17 protein-coding genes are annotated in these 16,369 nt (G+C 29.9%); 4 read left to right on the top strand and 13 right to left on the bottom strand.

The annotated features are described in order from the left end of the window. Nucleotides 1-16 precede the first annotated feature (16 nt). Nucleotides 17-1,444 carry a hypothetical protein gene (locus HYG84_RS12470; protein ID WP_212377707.1) on the top strand — a complete coding sequence of 476 codons (1,428 nt, stop codon included), beginning with the start codon at nucleotides 17-19 and terminating at the stop codon, nucleotides 1,442-1,444. 14 nt (nucleotides 1,445-1,458) lie between these two features. Here the strand turns inward: HYG84_RS12470 and HYG84_RS12465 are convergent, their stop codons facing one another. The 8 genes from HYG84_RS12465 to arsD form a co-directional block, all read right to left on the bottom strand. Next, nucleotides 1,459-1,755 (bottom strand): DUF3343 domain-containing protein, encoded by a 297-nt coding sequence (locus HYG84_RS12465; protein ID WP_212377705.1) that lies wholly within the window; start codon nucleotides 1,753-1,755, stop codon nucleotides 1,459-1,461. 134 nt (nucleotides 1,756-1,889) lie between these two features. After that, a complete protein-coding gene (htpG, locus tag HYG84_RS12460) occupies nucleotides 1,890-3,770 on the bottom strand; it encodes a molecular chaperone HtpG (protein ID WP_212377703.1) in 1,881 nt (626 codons plus the stop codon). Between the two features lie 227 nt (nucleotides 3,771-3,997). Continuing rightward, nucleotides 3,998-4,684 carry a helix-turn-helix domain-containing protein gene (locus HYG84_RS12455; RefSeq protein ID WP_212377701.1) on the bottom strand — a complete coding sequence of 229 codons (687 nt, stop codon included), beginning with the start codon at nucleotides 4,682-4,684 and terminating at the stop codon, nucleotides 3,998-4,000. A gap of 443 nt (nucleotides 4,685-5,127) precedes the next feature. Then, the gene (gene arsB / locus HYG84_RS12450) at nucleotides 5,128-6,201 is read right to left on the bottom strand and encodes an ACR3 family arsenite efflux transporter (RefSeq protein ID WP_212377699.1); all 1,074 of its coding nucleotides are present in this window, start codon (nucleotides 6,199-6,201) and stop codon (nucleotides 5,128-5,130) included. Between the two features lie 69 nt (nucleotides 6,202-6,270). Beyond that, a complete protein-coding gene (locus tag HYG84_RS12445; RefSeq protein ID WP_212377697.1) occupies nucleotides 6,271-6,672 on the bottom strand; it encodes an arsenate reductase ArsC in 402 nt (133 codons plus the stop codon). Between the two features lie 34 nt (nucleotides 6,673-6,706). After that, complete coding sequence (locus HYG84_RS12440; RefSeq protein ID WP_330655453.1) at nucleotides 6,707-7,024, bottom strand: ArsR/SmtB family transcription factor; 318 nt, start codon at nucleotides 7,022-7,024, stop codon at nucleotides 6,707-6,709. Nucleotides 7,025-7,201: 177 nt separating this feature from the next. Beyond that, entirely contained in the window at nucleotides 7,202-8,950 is a 1,749-nt protein-coding gene (arsA, locus tag HYG84_RS12435) for an arsenical pump-driving ATPase (RefSeq protein ID WP_212377695.1), read from the bottom strand. A 24-nt stretch (nucleotides 8,951-8,974) separates the two neighbouring features. Then, nucleotides 8,975-9,349: an arsenite efflux transporter metallochaperone ArsD gene (gene arsD / locus HYG84_RS12430; RefSeq protein WP_212377693.1), complete on the bottom strand. Its 375-nt coding sequence runs from the start codon at nucleotides 9,347-9,349 to the stop codon at nucleotides 8,975-8,977. A gap of 634 nt (nucleotides 9,350-9,983) precedes the next feature. Between arsD and dinB the strand changes: the two genes are divergently transcribed. Beyond that, nucleotides 9,984-11,156 carry a DNA polymerase IV gene (gene dinB, locus HYG84_RS12425; protein ID WP_212377691.1) on the top strand — a complete coding sequence of 391 codons (1,173 nt, stop codon included), beginning with the start codon at nucleotides 9,984-9,986 and terminating at the stop codon, nucleotides 11,154-11,156. 199 nt (nucleotides 11,157-11,355) lie between these two features. Further along, nucleotides 11,356-11,541 (top strand): hypothetical protein, encoded by a 186-nt coding sequence (locus HYG84_RS12420; protein ID WP_212377689.1) that lies wholly within the window; start codon nucleotides 11,356-11,358, stop codon nucleotides 11,539-11,541. A gap of 68 nt (nucleotides 11,542-11,609) precedes the next feature. Here the strand turns inward: HYG84_RS12420 and HYG84_RS12415 are convergent, their stop codons facing one another. The 4 genes from HYG84_RS12415 to HYG84_RS12400 form a co-directional block, all read right to left on the bottom strand. Then, a complete protein-coding gene (locus HYG84_RS12415) occupies nucleotides 11,610-13,169 on the bottom strand; it encodes a M56 family metallopeptidase (protein WP_212377687.1) in 1,560 nt (519 codons plus the stop codon). Beyond that, the gene (locus tag HYG84_RS12410) at nucleotides 13,162-13,545 is read right to left on the bottom strand and encodes a BlaI/MecI/CopY family transcriptional regulator (protein WP_212377685.1); all 384 of its coding nucleotides are present in this window, start codon (nucleotides 13,543-13,545) and stop codon (nucleotides 13,162-13,164) included. The genes HYG84_RS12415 and HYG84_RS12410 overlap by 8 nt, the downstream gene beginning before the upstream one ends. 320 nt (nucleotides 13,546-13,865) lie before the next feature. After that, nucleotides 13,866-14,216, bottom strand: coding sequence for a GIY-YIG nuclease family protein (locus HYG84_RS12405; RefSeq protein WP_212377683.1), 351 nt, complete (start codon nucleotides 14,214-14,216; stop codon nucleotides 13,866-13,868). A gap of 3 nt (nucleotides 14,217-14,219) precedes the next feature. After that, the gene (locus HYG84_RS12400; RefSeq protein ID WP_212377681.1) at nucleotides 14,220-14,699 is read right to left on the bottom strand and encodes a DUF6530 family protein; all 480 of its coding nucleotides are present in this window, start codon (nucleotides 14,697-14,699) and stop codon (nucleotides 14,220-14,222) included. A gap of 192 nt (nucleotides 14,700-14,891) precedes the next feature. Here HYG84_RS12400 and truA point away from each other — a divergent pair, with 192 nt between their 5' ends. After that, complete coding sequence (truA, locus tag HYG84_RS12395; RefSeq protein ID WP_212377679.1) at nucleotides 14,892-15,629, top strand: tRNA pseudouridine(38-40) synthase TruA; 738 nt, start codon at nucleotides 14,892-14,894, stop codon at nucleotides 15,627-15,629. A gap of 311 nt (nucleotides 15,630-15,940) precedes the next feature. On the opposite strand, the gene HYG84_RS12390 is transcribed toward truA, so the two are convergent. Beyond that, nucleotides 15,941-16,360, bottom strand: coding sequence for a MarR family winged helix-turn-helix transcriptional regulator (locus HYG84_RS12390; protein WP_212377677.1), 420 nt, complete (start codon nucleotides 16,358-16,360; stop codon nucleotides 15,941-15,943). Nucleotides 16,361-16,369: the final 9 nt, after the last annotated feature.

The raw sequence follows: 16,369 nt of genomic DNA, 5'->3' as shown, positions 1-16,369 counted from the left end.
AAAGGATGTGAGTTATATGCAACTGACTGCTGATCAACAATATTTAGTTAGAACTAATAAAAATTTAACCTACCATTTTTTCTTAAGTAATGATAAGTCATTGCATTATAGTATATATGCTAACAACAATACTCTCTTAGAAAATAATCTATTAGTCAGCTCAATTGTAGATTTTTCAGTAACAATTGATAGACGCGAAAAAATTCATCTTATTTGTGTCACTAAAGAAGGAGATTTATTATACTATATAAATCAAAATGATAAGTGGAATTATAAAACGATTTCAAAGTTCGATATCAAGTCCAATATATATAGATATTTAATGTTATATGTTAATGGTAATTATACACACATTATCTACACAAAAACAAATTTACTTACCCCTATGTTATCTTATGTTGAACATATATATTGGAATGAAACCGGTATAGATAGACTTGTAGTTGGAAATTACATCCACGGAAAATATCCTAGTCCTCTTCAAGTTTCTATAGATAGCTTGAAAAATCTTCATTTAGTATACAAAGTATATTATAAAAATAATCATCAACTATACTATAATAGATTTAATCTATCTACTAAAAAATGGAGTATTAGTGAGTTAATAACCAATTCACAGGAAGACCATTCTCATCCTTATATATTCATAGACAAAAATGATAATCTTCATTTGGTTTGGTGTACTATACAGCAAAATAACTTTATATTAAAATACAAAAAAAAGACTAATGTAATTGACTCTAGATCAAAGTGGTCTAATACACAAATCTTGTCTAATAAAAATTCAAATAACCATTCTCCTATATTAATTCAAGAGTCAGATATATTGAAAATTTACTGCAAACAAAATAACCAAATTATTGAAATTATATCAAAAGACTTCGGACATTCTTGGGGGTCAGTAGGTAATAATCTATATAAAGTAGAAGACTCTAGGATTATTAGATACTCTAATAGCCCTGAAATAGATGAAAACTTTTTTATTAAACACCTTTATGGAAATATTACAGATACAATTGAGATTGTTGGTATAGATTTATTTAATAGCACAGAGAATGAGACATATATAGAACCTGAAGTTTTAAAACCTCAAGATCCTATTATAAGTACTATAAAAGAAACCGAAGAATATGAGCCAAAAAATCCAGTTTTAAATTCATCGCCCACAAATGATTTTTATACAATAAAAAATGAAAATGATCAATCTACTGAAATAATAAAAGAGCTACTATCTAATTATAAAACTTTAGAAAAGCAGCTCTCTGAAATAGAAGGGAAAAAACAAGAGTTTGTGAAAAATATTGCTGATTGTGAAATAGATTTAAATTTATTAGAAGAAAAAATAGTAGATTATAAAAAACATATGTTAATATTACAAGATAAACTAAATAATCTTCCTACTAATAATAGCATGTTTCAACGTTTTGTAAACTTTTTTAAATAGATTTAATCTATATACTATATTTCTTTTAAATCTAACTTACTTAAGATTCTTTTTCCATTTTGTCGACTAATTTCATACATATTCAATATGTTCCTAGCGGATTTATCGGCTAGATTCTTCAAAAACTCATAATCCTTTAAATCTGTAAACTTAATAGAGTAACTACAACCCGCCTTTATTTTACATGGCGTCGATACTAACTCATATTGGCTATAATGTTGTCTACTTAAATACTGATATAATTGTATGGCGTGGTTTCTTGATTCGAACACAGCAATATAATATTTATCTTTCATATATCTACGCTCCATAGTGTTTCCTCCTATACACTTAGTTAATATAATGTATGTATTTTTTTGTTTGGATGATACAGTTATTTAACCGTATCGTCTTTTTTATTTTAAAAGCCACATTCAAGGGCAATTCTCTTGAATGTGGCTTTTTGCTAAATCATTAATTTGCAAATATCATTAGTAAACTCTACTGGATCATTAATTTGTAGTCCTTCGATAAGTAGAGCTTGATTATAAAGTAAACTAGTAAATAAACTAAATTTTTCTTGATCTTTTTCGTAGGAGTCCTTTAGTGCTTCAAATACATTGTGATTTATATTAATTTCCAATATCTTATCTGCTTTAATATTTTGATTGTTTGGCATTGTATTTAATATTTTTTCCATCTCTATTGAAATTTCTCCATCATTAGTCAAACATACTGGGTGAGATTTTAATCTCTTCGATATTCTTACATCCTTTACCTTATCAGATAATATAGTTTTCATTTTTTCAAATAATTCCTTATTGGCTGTATCTTCAGTACCTGAAGCATTTTCATTCTCTTGATCTTCAATACCTAAGTCGCCAGCAGATACAGATTTAAACTCTTTTTCCTTATAAGCCATTAGAACTTTTAATACAAATTCATCAATTTCCTCTGTCAGATAAAGAATTTCAAATCCTTTTTCTGTTACCAACTCAGTTTGAGGCAATTTCTCTATTCTTTCATTAGATTCACCTGTAGCATAATAAATATATTTCTGATCGTCAGCCATTCCCGAAATATACTCATTTAAAGTTACAAGTTTCTTTGCTTTTGATGAATAGAACATTAATAGGTCCTGTAGCATGTCCTTATTGCTTCCAAAGTCACTGTATACTCCATATTTTAATTGTCTGCCGAAAGACTTATAGAACTCTTCATATTTATCTCTATCATCCTTTAATAAAGCTAACAATTCATTTTTTATTTTATTTTTAATGTTTTTTGAAATTAATTTAAGCTGTCTATCGTGTTGTAACATTTCTCTAGAAATATTTAAAGATAAATCCTCCGAATCTACCATTCCTTTTACAAAGCTAAAATAATCTGGAAGTAAGTCCGAGCACTTATTCATAATAAGTACACCATTAGAATATAACTCTAATCCCTTCTCATATTCCTTTGTGTAGTAATCAAAAGGTATTCTTTCAGGAATAAATAAAATTGCATTATACCTTACAGCACCATCAGCACTTATATGGATATGTTTTACAGGCTTATCAAATCCATAGCGTTTTTCAGAATAGAAATTATCATAATCTTCTTCAGTAAGTTCGTTTTTGTTTTTTCTCCAAATTGGTACCATACTATTAATTGTTTGCTCTTCTAAATAGTCTTCGTATTCATTTTCGCTACCCTCTTTGAATTTCTTTATAGTAACATCCATTTTAATTGGATATCTTATAAAGTCTGAGTACTTTTTGATTATATCCTTTAATCTATATTCTTCTAAATACTCATCATATTTTTCATCTTCTGTATTCTCTTTTATTTTTAGAATAATTTCTGTTCCAACTGTATCTTTTTCCCATGGTTCAATAGTATATCCATCTATTCCTTGTGACTCCCATTTGTATGCTCCTTCACTATCAAGAGCTTTGCTAATTACGGTAACTGTTTCAGCTACCATAAATGCTGAATAGAAACCAACTCCAAACTGTCCGATTATATCATATCCATCTTTTAATTCATTTTCCTTTTTAAATGCTAGAGATCCGCTCTTTGCAATAGTTCCCAAATTATCTTCTAATTCTTCTTTTGTCATCCCTATACCAGTATCGATGATTTTTAATACTCTGTTTCTTTCATCTAAAATAATCTTTATGTAATAATCATCTTTATCAAATTCTAAGGTATCATCAGTTAATGCTCTATAGTATATTTTATCAATAGCATCACTAGCATTGGAAATTAGTTCTCTCAAAAATATTTCCCTATGAGTGTAGATTGAGTTAATCATTAAGTCTAATAACCTTTTGGATTCAGCCCTAAACTGTTTTGTTTCCAAATAAATCTCTCCTCTCTCAATAAAAACTACAAATAAAATTTTGACTATAATAAAAAAGTAGTATAACATTATATTTTATTAGCACTCTCAATCACCGAGTGCTAACTCTTAATCTTTATATATCATATTACATTTTTCTTGTCAACAGCAAACCTACTAAAATAAAAAATTATTATCTTAATTAGTGGTATTGGTTATAACAATCTACTATGTTTAATCATCATTTTCTATACTAACTCAAACTCTACCTTTACACATTTTCCAATTACTTTAATTCTGCTTAACTCTGTAGTATCTGGATCCTCTCCTTTAACTCCAGTAGAAATGATTATTTTATTATTTGATTCTTTTCGCAGTTGCCTAATCATCTTTTTATTGTTAATTTCAAATAAATAAATGCAATTATTTTGTATTTCACTTGTCAAATGAATTGTAATAACATCATCTTTTTTTATACGGAATACTTCCATCTTATTATCTGGTGATTTAATAAACAGTACTTTATCCCAGCTATGGCCATCTATTTTTTTCCCTAAAACAGGCAATTCTTTATAGCCTACTATTTTATTATTATTTATTTCATGTATAGGAAATTTCTTAATAATATTGGACAAAGCATCAGACCACTGATCTGTAGGCTCCACAGTATAAAACTCATCTTTATTATTATTTTTACGTTTTTTTTCAATAGAATTAACCGGCTTTTCTTCCTTTTTATCTTCTTGATACATAAACTCCAATTTCTCTCCTAATGCTTCTAAAATATTTTCAGCTACTTTTTCATTAACCACTTTTTTGCCTGATTCTATTTGAATAATATAACTTGCTGTTAAACCACACTTCTTTGCTAATTCTTTTTCTGTAATTTTTGCTTTAATTCTTGCCTCTTTTATTTTTGCAGCAATACGACTCATATCGACACCTCTTTCATACTTTATAATTATTGGAAGCATCCTATTAATAATAATTATATTGCTAATATAGACTTAAAACAAGCAGAACATATATATGATCCATTAATGTGCTATTGTTGTCGTAAAAAATAGTCGCACAGAACTTTTTACTTACAACACAGTTACTTGCTACTTATATTTTAAATTGCTTTTTTATAAAGTTGGGAAGATATTTATTTAAAACTATCTATTTTTAATATCATTTCGCAAAAGCAAAAACTACACCTTTTATAGATGTAGTCAATTAAGTATTAAACTATTTATTTCTTGATTTTCTCTCATCTTTAAGGGACTTTCCATTTTTGTCTTTTTTGTTTTCTTCAGGAAAAATTTAAAATAAAAAGCTGACTCAAGTCATATAAAACCACCTAAGTCAGCCCATTTTTATTTGTTCCTATTTTATATTAGTTTCCCTTACCCACTTCTGGAAACCAATGCCTTGTACTATTAGCTATCTTAACCAATGCAAGCATTACTGGCACTTCTACTAATACTCCAACTACTGTAGCTAAGGTTGCGCCAGAATTCAATCCAAATAGTGATATTGCTACTGCTACTGCAAGTTCAAAAAAGTTACTTGCTCCTATCATTCCAGCAGGTGCTGCTATACTATGAGGCAATTTCCAAGCTTTTGCCCATCCATAGGCAACAATAAATATAAAGAAAGTTTGAATCGTTAGGGGCACAGCAATTAATGCAATGTGTAGAGGATTACTTAAAATAACATCGCCTTGGAAGGTAAATATAATAATTAGTGTTAATAATAGTCCTATAATAGTTACATTATCAAACTTCTTCAAAAATACATTTTCAAAATATTCTATTCCCTTATTTTTTACAATGTATTTTCTAGAGAAGTATCCACCAGCTAATGGAATAACAATAAATAGAATTACAGATAAAAATAAGGTTCCATAGGGTACAACTACATCTGTTACTCCTAGTAAAATAGCTACAATAGGAGTAAACGCAAATAAAAGAATAAGATCATTTACTGCTACTTGTACTAGAGTATATGCAGGATCTCCTTTAGTTAAATGTCCCCATACAAATACCATTGCTGTACAAGGAGCTGCTCCTAGTATTACTGCACCTGCTAAATATTCATTTGCTAGAGCTTCAGGAATTAAAGCACTAAATACTACTTTTAAGAAAAATGCTGCTATTGCATACATAGTAAAAGGCTTAATTAACCAGTTTGTAGCGCAAGTTACAATTAGTCCCTTTGGTTTTTTTGTAGCTTCTACAATACTAGTAAAATCAATTTTTAGCATCATTGGGTAAATCATTAACCAGATTAAAATTGCAATTGGAATAGAGATTTCATAATAGGTAAACTTATTTAATACTTGAGGAACTATTGGTAAAAACTGTCCTATTACTACCCCAATTACAATGCAAGCTGCTACCCATACTGTTAAATAAGTTTCAAAAAACCCTAAGCCCTTTCCTTTTTGTTCAATGCTTTTATTAGTCATTACACAACCCCCTGTTCAATAAAATTTATAATTGCATTGTTCCTTATTATTAGGAACTGTATTAATAATCTACAGTTCCTTATTTTCTACTCTTTTAATAAGGTCTTCTACTTTAGTTTTAATTAGATCTCTCGTATTTCTAAATCCTTCAATAGGACCGCCTGATGGATCTTCAAGCCCCCAATCCTCAGTATGACTACATGGTACAAATGGACAAACTACATTACAACCCATTGTAATAAGTATATCTGCTTCTTCTAGAATATCAGTTAAAAGCTTAGGATAATGCTCACTCATATCAATACCTGCTTCTTCCATTACCTTAACAGCTCCAGGCTTTACTTCGTGATAGTTTTCTGTTCCAGCTGAATATACTTCTAGTACATGACTTCCTAATTTTTTTGCCCAAGCCTCTGCCATTTGAGATCTGCATGAGTTGTGGACACATACAAATGCTACTTTTTTCTTCATATTAATTCCACCTCTCGCCTTAATTTAAATCAATTTAAGTGCAGTCTTTATTATATCCTTCACATATACAGCCCTCTTTAAAGGAAGTTAGCTCCCTAATAAACTGTTGAAATTCATCTACCTTTTCCTGATTAATTGAATAAAATACCCACTTTCCTTCTTTTCTTGCCTTTACAAGTTCGCATTGTTGTAAGATTTTCATATGATGAGAAATAGTTGGTTGGGTTAAGTTTAAACCATCCATAATATTACAAGCACAAAGTTCTCCACATGAAAGCATATCTAAAATAAGCAATCTATTTTTATCAGCTAAGGCTTTTAGTAATTCTACTTTATCTTCTATTGTAATCACCTTCCTATATATAACTAATGAGATAAGCCATCACTTGCCATAACATCGATGACTTATATTAAATGAGAAAATTTTATATTCTTTTTAAGATTCGGTATGTTTTATAATTATCAACCTTGCCCGAAAACCAGGCTTTCCTTCTATTTTTCTTAATATTAATATTTATCTAAGTAAGCTCTATTTTAAGAGCTTACTTAGATTTTCACCTTTTACTTCTTCTGGAATCCATTCTATAACTGCAAAATTACCTTTTGATATTTCGTTTACCTTGTTAATCCACTCTACTTCATTACTTGCTTTTACCTTTAAGATATCATTTGTTGTATTAGTTGCATAAAAACTTGAATTAATAACCCACCACTTAACATTAATACCTGCTCTATTTAAGTCTTCTTCCAGTCTCATAGCTTCATAAACTGGAGTAGCTTCAGCAAGTGTAACAATTATAACTTCAGTGTGCTTCTCATCTCTTAATTTAGGTAATAGCTTCTTAACAGACTCTGGTATATCTCCTTGAGATCTTTGGATTTCTTTGTGATAACTTTGAGTTGAATCTAGTAACAAGAGTGTATGTCCTGTAGGTGCAGTATCAATAACTACAACTTCATTTTCTGACCTTTCAACTATTTCAGCAAATGCTCTAAATACTGCAATTTCTTGAGTACATGGAGATCTTAAATCCTCTTCAACATAGGCTAAATCATCATCACTCATTGTCTCTCTTGCTTTACTTAATACTTCTTCTTTATACTTTTCTAGCTCTTTTTTCTCGTCAATATTACTTAGAGTAATACCATAGCTTTCCTCTAAGACAAACTTTAAGTGTGCCGCTGGATCAGTTGTTGTTAAATGTACTTTTTTACCTTTTTTTGCAAGTTCTAGTGCAACTGTAGCTGCTATGGTAGTTTTACCTACTCCACCCTTACCCATAGTAAATATAACTTTCTTATTAGATTTATACAAATCTTCTATTACATCATTCAAATTAGGAATGCTACTAACATTTAATGTCTCAGTACTATGTTTAATATTATCACTCTTGAAAAAGGCTCTAACATTTTCAATGCCAGTTACATTATATGGTCTTAGTGGAATTTCAAAAGTTTCTATTGTTTTAAGCCCTTCTGGCATATTATCTAATGCAGCTTTTTGTTTTGTATAAATAGATGTCGAAAGTTCATCATCGTGCTGTTTTAATACTCCATTAACTACTAAAAGTTGATTATTTACTCCTATATCCTGAAGTTCTATAGAAGCTCTTTCAGCTTCTTTCAGAGCTGCTACTTCAGGGCGAGATATTAATATAAGTGTAGTTTTTTCTCCATCAGCTAGATTTTCTACTGCATTTTTATAAACTTCTTTTTTATCCTCAAGTCCTGATAGCTGTCCTAAACATGACGCACCATGAGTGTTTTCACTAATAAAATTAGTCCATGCTGAAGGAAGTTGAAGCATTCTTAATGTATGACCAGTAGGCGCAGTATCAAATATAATATGATCGTATTCCTTTGCAGCTTTTTCATCAGTTATAAAACCAGAGAATTCATTAAAAGCTGCTATTTCAACTGTACATGACCCTGAAAGCTGTTCTTCCATATTTGTAAGTACTGCTTCTGGAAGCTTTCCTCTGTATGGAGCTATTACACTTTCCTTATATTCTGCTGCTGCTTTTTCTGGTTCAAAATTTGCTACTACTAAGTTTGGTACTTCCTTTATAGGAACACCTTTGTTATTTAATTCTGTACTAAATACATCTTGAAGATTTGAAGCTGGATCAGTACTTATAAGCATTATTTTTTTACCTTTATCAGCTAAAGCTACTGCAATAGCGCATGCTGTTGAAGTTTTACCAACTCCACCTTTTCCTGTGAAAAATAAATATTTAGTTAAGTTTATATCTTCCATATCAAAATTTTTAAATGACATATAAATCCCTCTTTTCCTAGGTTATTAGCAGCATCCACTATTAGGGTCACAGCATCCTTTAGATTCATTTTTATTTGGTGCTTTTAAATAATCTTCTGTAACATCTAATAAAGAACAAAATTCTTCATTGCTTGGGTAGCTTTTAGTTTTTACAACAACTCCGTCAACCATTATAACTGGCAGGATTTCTATGCCTTCTCTATCTAACATATTATTTATTTCTTGATTTTGAACAAATATTAAAGGATTACTAGTTAGATTATGTCTTTCGACTATTACTCCATTATTCTTTAAATTACTAATTACAGTAGAAACTCTTAATAGCTCCTTATCAACAGATGGGCCGCAAACTCCTGTAGAACAACACATAGCTGGTTCAAAAATTATCATTTTTTTCATGCACAATCACTCCTATTTTTTATTTTATTGGCCTTTAGTTTTTTAAATAGCCAATTTTTATATAATTTTTTTATTCACATAGATGATCATCTATGTATAGTATAGATGATCATCTATGTGTTGTCAATATAATCCAATGATTTTATTATTATATTTTTCTAAAAATATATACCTATCCTTTATGGACACTGTATTGCTCTGTGTCTATAAAGACATGATCTATTTATTCAATTAATTTTTCATCTTCCTTCAATGGTACTAAAATTCCTCTATATTCTAAATGGAATTATAATTATAATCTCATAAAAAAATCCACATGGCGTGGATTTTTTTAACATTGTTATTTTTACTGATTAAGACTAATTTTCTCTATCAAGTTATAAAATAATTTTGGCTGTTTATCTTAATATGAACTTTTTATATAATCATCTGAATTGATATAAACTATCGCTTATGTTATTATTTTACAGTGAAGAGTTTTTAAATTTGATTTTGTGACGATAAATTTTATTTTCTAACTTTATTCCACATCAACAATTGCAGCAATAGTTGGCAAGTTTATTAAACAGTATACGACTTTATTAAATATCACCATTAATAATTAACAAGTAAAAGTATGAAAGGAACGATTACAGTGCAGAAAGTTATATTTCTTGTTGATATGAATGCTTTTTTTATATCTTGTGAGATGACAAGAAACCCCAATCTTCTTGGAAAACCAGCAGCGGTAGCAGGAGACCCACAAAAACGCACAGGAATTGTTCTAGCAGCTAACTATGAAGCTAGGAAGTTTGGTGTGAAAACTGCCATGATTCTACATAAGGCTTTAAAACTCTGCCCTGATATGATTTTGGTTCCGCCAGATCATAATTTCTATCAGAAGAAATCAAATGAAGTTATGAATCTATTATTTAACTATAGTCCTATTGTGGAGAAAAACAGCATTGATGAAGCTTGGCTTGATATGACTGGAACTGAAGGATTATTCGGAACCCCTTTTGAAGCTGCAAGCAGGATTATGGAAGATATTAAAGTAAATCTTAATCTTTGGTGTTCTATAGGAATATCTGAAAATAAGTTTCTTTCTAAAATGGCCTCTAATATGAAAAAACCACTAGGTATCACAGAACTCTGGCAAAGGGACATTGAACATAAATTATGGCCACTTCCAGTCAGAGCTATGTATAGAGTAGGAGGAAAAACTTCTGATAGGCTTAATAGCTTAGGAATCAAAACAATAGGTGACCTAGCTAAATTTGATAAAAATTATATTCAAGAAGTACTTGGCAAATCTGGCATTGAGCTTCATCAATATGCTAATGGTCTAGATTTTTCACCCGTTAGATTAGAAGTTCGAGATGATGTAAAGTCTATCGGACGATCTACAACCCTTCCTGAAGATCTAGTTGATATAGACAAGTTAAAGTATATTCTTATGGAATTATCTGAAGATGTTGGAATGACAGCAAGGAAGCATAATAAAAAAGGTCGCATTGTTCAGATTATATTAAAATTTTCAGACTTCGAAGTTATTACTAGACAAACTACAGTATCTCCTACTTGCTTTACAAATGACATATACAACGCTGGTTATAATTTACTTAAAAAGAATATACATACTTATAAAGCCGTACGATTAATAGGCATTAGTCTTGGAGGATTTGAAGAGAACTATTCGTCAGAGCAAATATCTCTCTTCAATATAGATAAAGATGATAGACATGAGAAAATTGATGAAGTAATGGACAAAATAAGGAGCAAATATGGCTTCGAGAAAATAAGCAGGGCATCTTTAATAAGAAAGTAAAAAGTTCAGTTAAAAGAATAGGTATCATTAGAAACATAAATAGTATTTTATAGATTTTTTTAATATAGTGTTAACTCCCGATTCTTATAATTTTTCATATAAAAAACACGTAAATTCCTATTGATATAGACATAACCCTTTAATATAAACTATTAGTAAGCCTAATAAATATAGTTTTTATTAAAGGAGGTTGGAAAACATGTCAATGCTGAACTTTTCAATGAACTTTAGCCATTTTAATATAAATATTAGTATTAAAAAAGACATGACTAAAATAAAAAATAAGCCAGTGTCTAGCCTTAAGCAAGAGCTACTAATTACAGAAGCTACAGCGAATATAGATGCAGCTCGAGCCAAATATCATTATTTGAGTTGTACCATATAATATGGAAATATAAAGGACGTAATATATCACGTCCTTTTTACTTTATCATCAAGAAATGTCTTTTCTGGTTATTCAGACATTGTAGATATTTTTTCTGCCAATACATCTTTGAATAAATCTAAGTCCTTTCCAAATGCAGAAAGATTACCATACTTCTCCTCAAAATGAGCTCTTTTGAATGTAAAAGTAGTATCATATTTGGAAAAATCCAGTTCTCCGCTAGATTGAGAAATACGATATGCAAAAGTTACCTCGTCAAGATTATCAATCATAGAAAACAGTACTAACGCATTTTTCTCAGAATTTAGTTCGATAGCAGAATCTGGTTTGGTAACTGGCCACTCTCCTTTATATTCAATATCTGATCCTGATTCGTAGTATAAAGTAAGATTATAAGGTTTTTCACTAGTTTTCATAGAAATATACTTTTGATTGAAATAATTATCGGGCACAGGCAGATGATTTACAATAGCATAAACCTTGCTATTATCTCCTACATAGGGTGTCTTATATCTTGAAATCTCAGCTAAATTATATGATGATTTTTTTTGTGCATTTTGTGTATATAGTTCTGATCTGACCTTTTCTTTACTAGGTCCAACACCTGCTCCTAATATTATAGAGCTACTTATAATACCTACAAATAGTATTACAGATGTGACTATAATAGTTTTTGACTTTTTGCTATACTTCATAATCGATATCAACCTTTCCTTAAGAATACTCTTATCTTCACTCATAGTAGCCTGCAATATTCCTACAGAATATTTTTTCTTAGATACTATAGATATTAATGTATCACCATAAGCTTGTTTTTCTAGCGAATTAAGGTTTTTAATAACTGTTTCATCACAAGCTAATTCACAAGCATGATTAATTTCTTTTTTTATAAAATACATAAATGGATTAAACCAGTGTAATGATGTAACTAGCATTATTAACCATTTTATTGCAATATCAAAACGTTTAAAATGTGTAAGCTCATGGAGCAAAATATATTTAAGCTGATTTTCATCAAAGCTAATGTCTGGAATTATAATAGCTGGTCTTAAGATTCCAATTAGCATTGGTGTGGGAGCCCAAACATTACGCGACAGCACCACATTATGTCGTCCATCTAACAAATCATTTAACACTCTATTTTCTTCATCAGTAGTTAACTTATTAGTCAATTTTATTTTTTTTGTGAATCTTACATAACTAGTTAAGTTGGATAAAATCATGAAAATAGCGCCAAGTAACCAAATATAAAAGATATACTTATTAAATGAATCCCTATAAAATCTACTATGGTCAACATCACCATCATAAATTCTATTAACAACATCTTCTTTAATATTAGACAAACTAGATACATTGCTTATATTTTGACTTATACTAGGTTCTTCATCATATTCACCTTGGGAACTTATTACAGCAGAAGTTTGATTGTTATAAAACACTTTGTTCATAATACTATTTTCAAATGAAAACGGAAGTACAAGTCTTAATAACACTACTATCCATATGTAGTACTGTATAGACTTTGATAACTTATGCTTTATAAAGGGCTTAATAGCAAATATTAATCCTGCCAGAATACTACCTGATAAAGATAATGATAATATTAGCTTAATTGTTTCATTCATTACTCTCACCAACTTTAAATAGAGCGCATAACTCTTCAATATCGGCATCATCCAGCTTTTTTCTTCCTAATAGAGATGCCACAAGGTTTTTTGCACTTCCATCATACAAACGATCAATTAAATTTTGCGTGGTATATTCATTATATTCTGCCTCACTAACTAAAGGCTTATAATAAAACACATCTCTTTTAGTCGATAGAACTACACCCTTATTACAAAGTCTACGAAGTAGAGTTTTAATAGTAGAGCTTTCCCAGCCACTTGATTTTTCAAGCGGTTTTCTAATATCTGCAATAGGTAGTTCACAGCCAGCTTCCCATAATACACGCATTACTTCAACTTCTGAATCTGTTATCTTTGAAACTAATGATTCCATATTAATCTCTCCTTATAGGTTACAAGTGTAGTCTTAATTTTAGTCTACACTTGTAACCTATACATGTCAATAATTATTTTTTGATATTGAAATTTTATTAAATTGCACAAGAAGCTATTTTAAATTCCATTCTCTAATCCTTCTCTATTTTATTAAATCATATAACGTAATGTACAATAGGCATGATAGAAATATTCCTAGTCATCTTGGCAATTCAATAGAATTCTATTCTTCAATAAAAAGTAAAAACTGTAGTAAGTTTGCGAATTTACACAAACCCATCTACAGTCATTTACATTCTTTTGCACAATATAACATCTCTATTTTTTATAAAACTCGATGTTTTTTTGTGATAATTTTTCTTCCCAAATCATTCGTAGCAAAGCTAAATCTTCCCTATAATCGGTTTTAGATTCATCTTTTTCGTATTCGAGATTCTCAAGTATCTCGATAGTGAAGTTCCCTTCACCATACTTATTCCATTCATTTTGTAACTCTCGGTTAGGATGATTACCAGCTGACAATTTAAATTTGGTGCCATTGATAGTTCCTTTCAAATCTTGAGTTGTTTGGATATAACACTTTTGATCGGAGTTAGAACGTATAATAAATATACCCATATCTGATTTCATCTGCTTGTATTGTTCCTTTAATTCTTTTCTTCTGTCCATGGATTAATACCCCATATCCTTTAATATTCTTGACAAGGTACGCAAACGTTCTCCAATAAGCTCACCATCATCACTGAGTGCCTGGCCGAATAGTTTAATATCTTCATCAATTTTTTCATTATCAGTGCATACAGCCACTGTCATGGCATCCCCCTGCAATCCTACTCTATCTATAACAGGGTTCTCTGTATCATATAATTTTTCATATCTATAGGCATCCTGAAAATGAAGTTTAGTTCTACAAACAAGAATTGCAAGGTCAAGCACTCGATGTAATGGTAATTCTTCAGACTGTCTTGACCATTTTTCTCCTGTATGTCTCCATACTTTAGCTGAAATATCTACCTTACCTCTATCATTCCATTGAGCTAATCCTAAAGAAAGTCCCTTTGCATCTGTATTATATGAATACCTACCATCAACATTTTCATAGTTATCAGATACAATGACTGGTTTATGCTTTAAATTAGTTGGTATTTTCATTACTTTTCCTCCTATTTCCTTTACTAATTAGTAATTTAGTAAATTAGTAGATTACTAATTATAGTATAATCTTATTTATATATTATGTCAATAATGTATAAATAAGATTATACTTTTTATTACAGAATAAAGTTTATATAATGGTGTATATCCACCTTAGCATGTTATGATATATAAATAGGGAGTGATCTTATGAGAAATATTAAGCTAATAATAGAATATGATGGTAGCAAGTATAGCGGTTGGCAAAGGTTAAAGAATTCTGATCAAACAATTCAAGGAAAATTGGAAAGTGTTATCAGTGAGATGGTATCCTCATCCGTTGAAATTATTGGGTCAGGACGAACCGATGCAGGTGTCCATGCTAGAGGGCAAGTAGCTAACTTTAAAACTAAATCTAATATGACAACAAAAGAAATGCACAAATACATTAATCATTATTTACCACAGGATATTGTAGTAAGTAAAGTAATAGAAGCACCAGAAAGATTTCATAGTAGATATAATGCAAAAAGCAAAAAATATACTTATTACATTTGGAATCATTGGATTCCATCACCTTTTCAACGAAAATATAGTTATCAATTCATTGAAACTCTAGACATTGGATTAATGGAGGAGGCATCAAAAAAGCTAGTTGGAACTCATGATTTTATTGGCTTTTCTTCAGTTAAAAAGACCAATAAATCCACTATTCGGACCATTGAAGAAATAACTATTGTTAAAGAAGGAAATATGTTGAAATTTAGCTTTATTGGAGATGGATTCCTATATAATATGATTCGTATTATAATGGGCAGTTTGATAGAAATCGGTATAAGAGAAAAAGAAATTTCCTATATTGATGAAATACTAAAAACCAAAACCAGATCAATTGCTGGTAAAACACTTCCACCTCATGGCTTGTTTTTAGAAGAGGTATACTACTAAAATAACTTTTTACAAGCATTCTCTCAACTAATAGAAGAAATTAAAATCAAAGCTGACGGGGTAGCCATTATTTATTATAGTTTGCTACCCTTTAAGCTTCTAATTTTTCAACACTTAATGACCTTTGAAATACACACTCTACATGGGTTGGAGTAAGAAAATAATTCTAGCATGCAAAACAGAGATTTTTACGCATCAGTACCCCTCTATTCTCCAATTAAAAAGATTTAATTATTGATGGGTGCTACCACAAAAGAAATGGGCTAATCCAAAAAGTATATAGGATAGTTAAAGTCATCAAATTCATATAATTACTTCTCCACATATGAATCTGTAATTTTCTTGCATAGTTTTATAAAGCAATACAGTTCTTCTTCTGTCAACGTATCTTCAATTAAATCCATGATTTCATTTCTGAATTTTTCTGATCTTATAAGAAAATCCTTACCAGCAGGAGTAATGAGAATATCATAAGCTCGCCGATCAGCTTCCTTCCGTTTTTGTATAATATATTTTTTCTCCAAAAGCCTTTTTGTTAACTTAGACATTCCAGCCTGTGAAATCCCACGAATCTCTGCTAACTCTTTAGTAGTTTTAGAGCCTTGCTTATCTAAAATATCCAATACATTATATTGGGCTGTTGTCATTCCCTCAATATTAAAGCGATTAATATTACTTATAATCATACATTGAAAAGGGATATAGTAATCCTCTAATTCTTTTTTAGCCATAAAGATTCT

It is taken from the genome of Alkaliphilus sp. B6464, from assembly GCF_018141165.1.
Classification (GTDB): Bacteria; Bacillota; Clostridia; order Peptostreptococcales; family Natronincolaceae; genus Alkaliphilus_B.
This window is presented reverse-complemented; position numbering and strand designations above follow the sequence as displayed.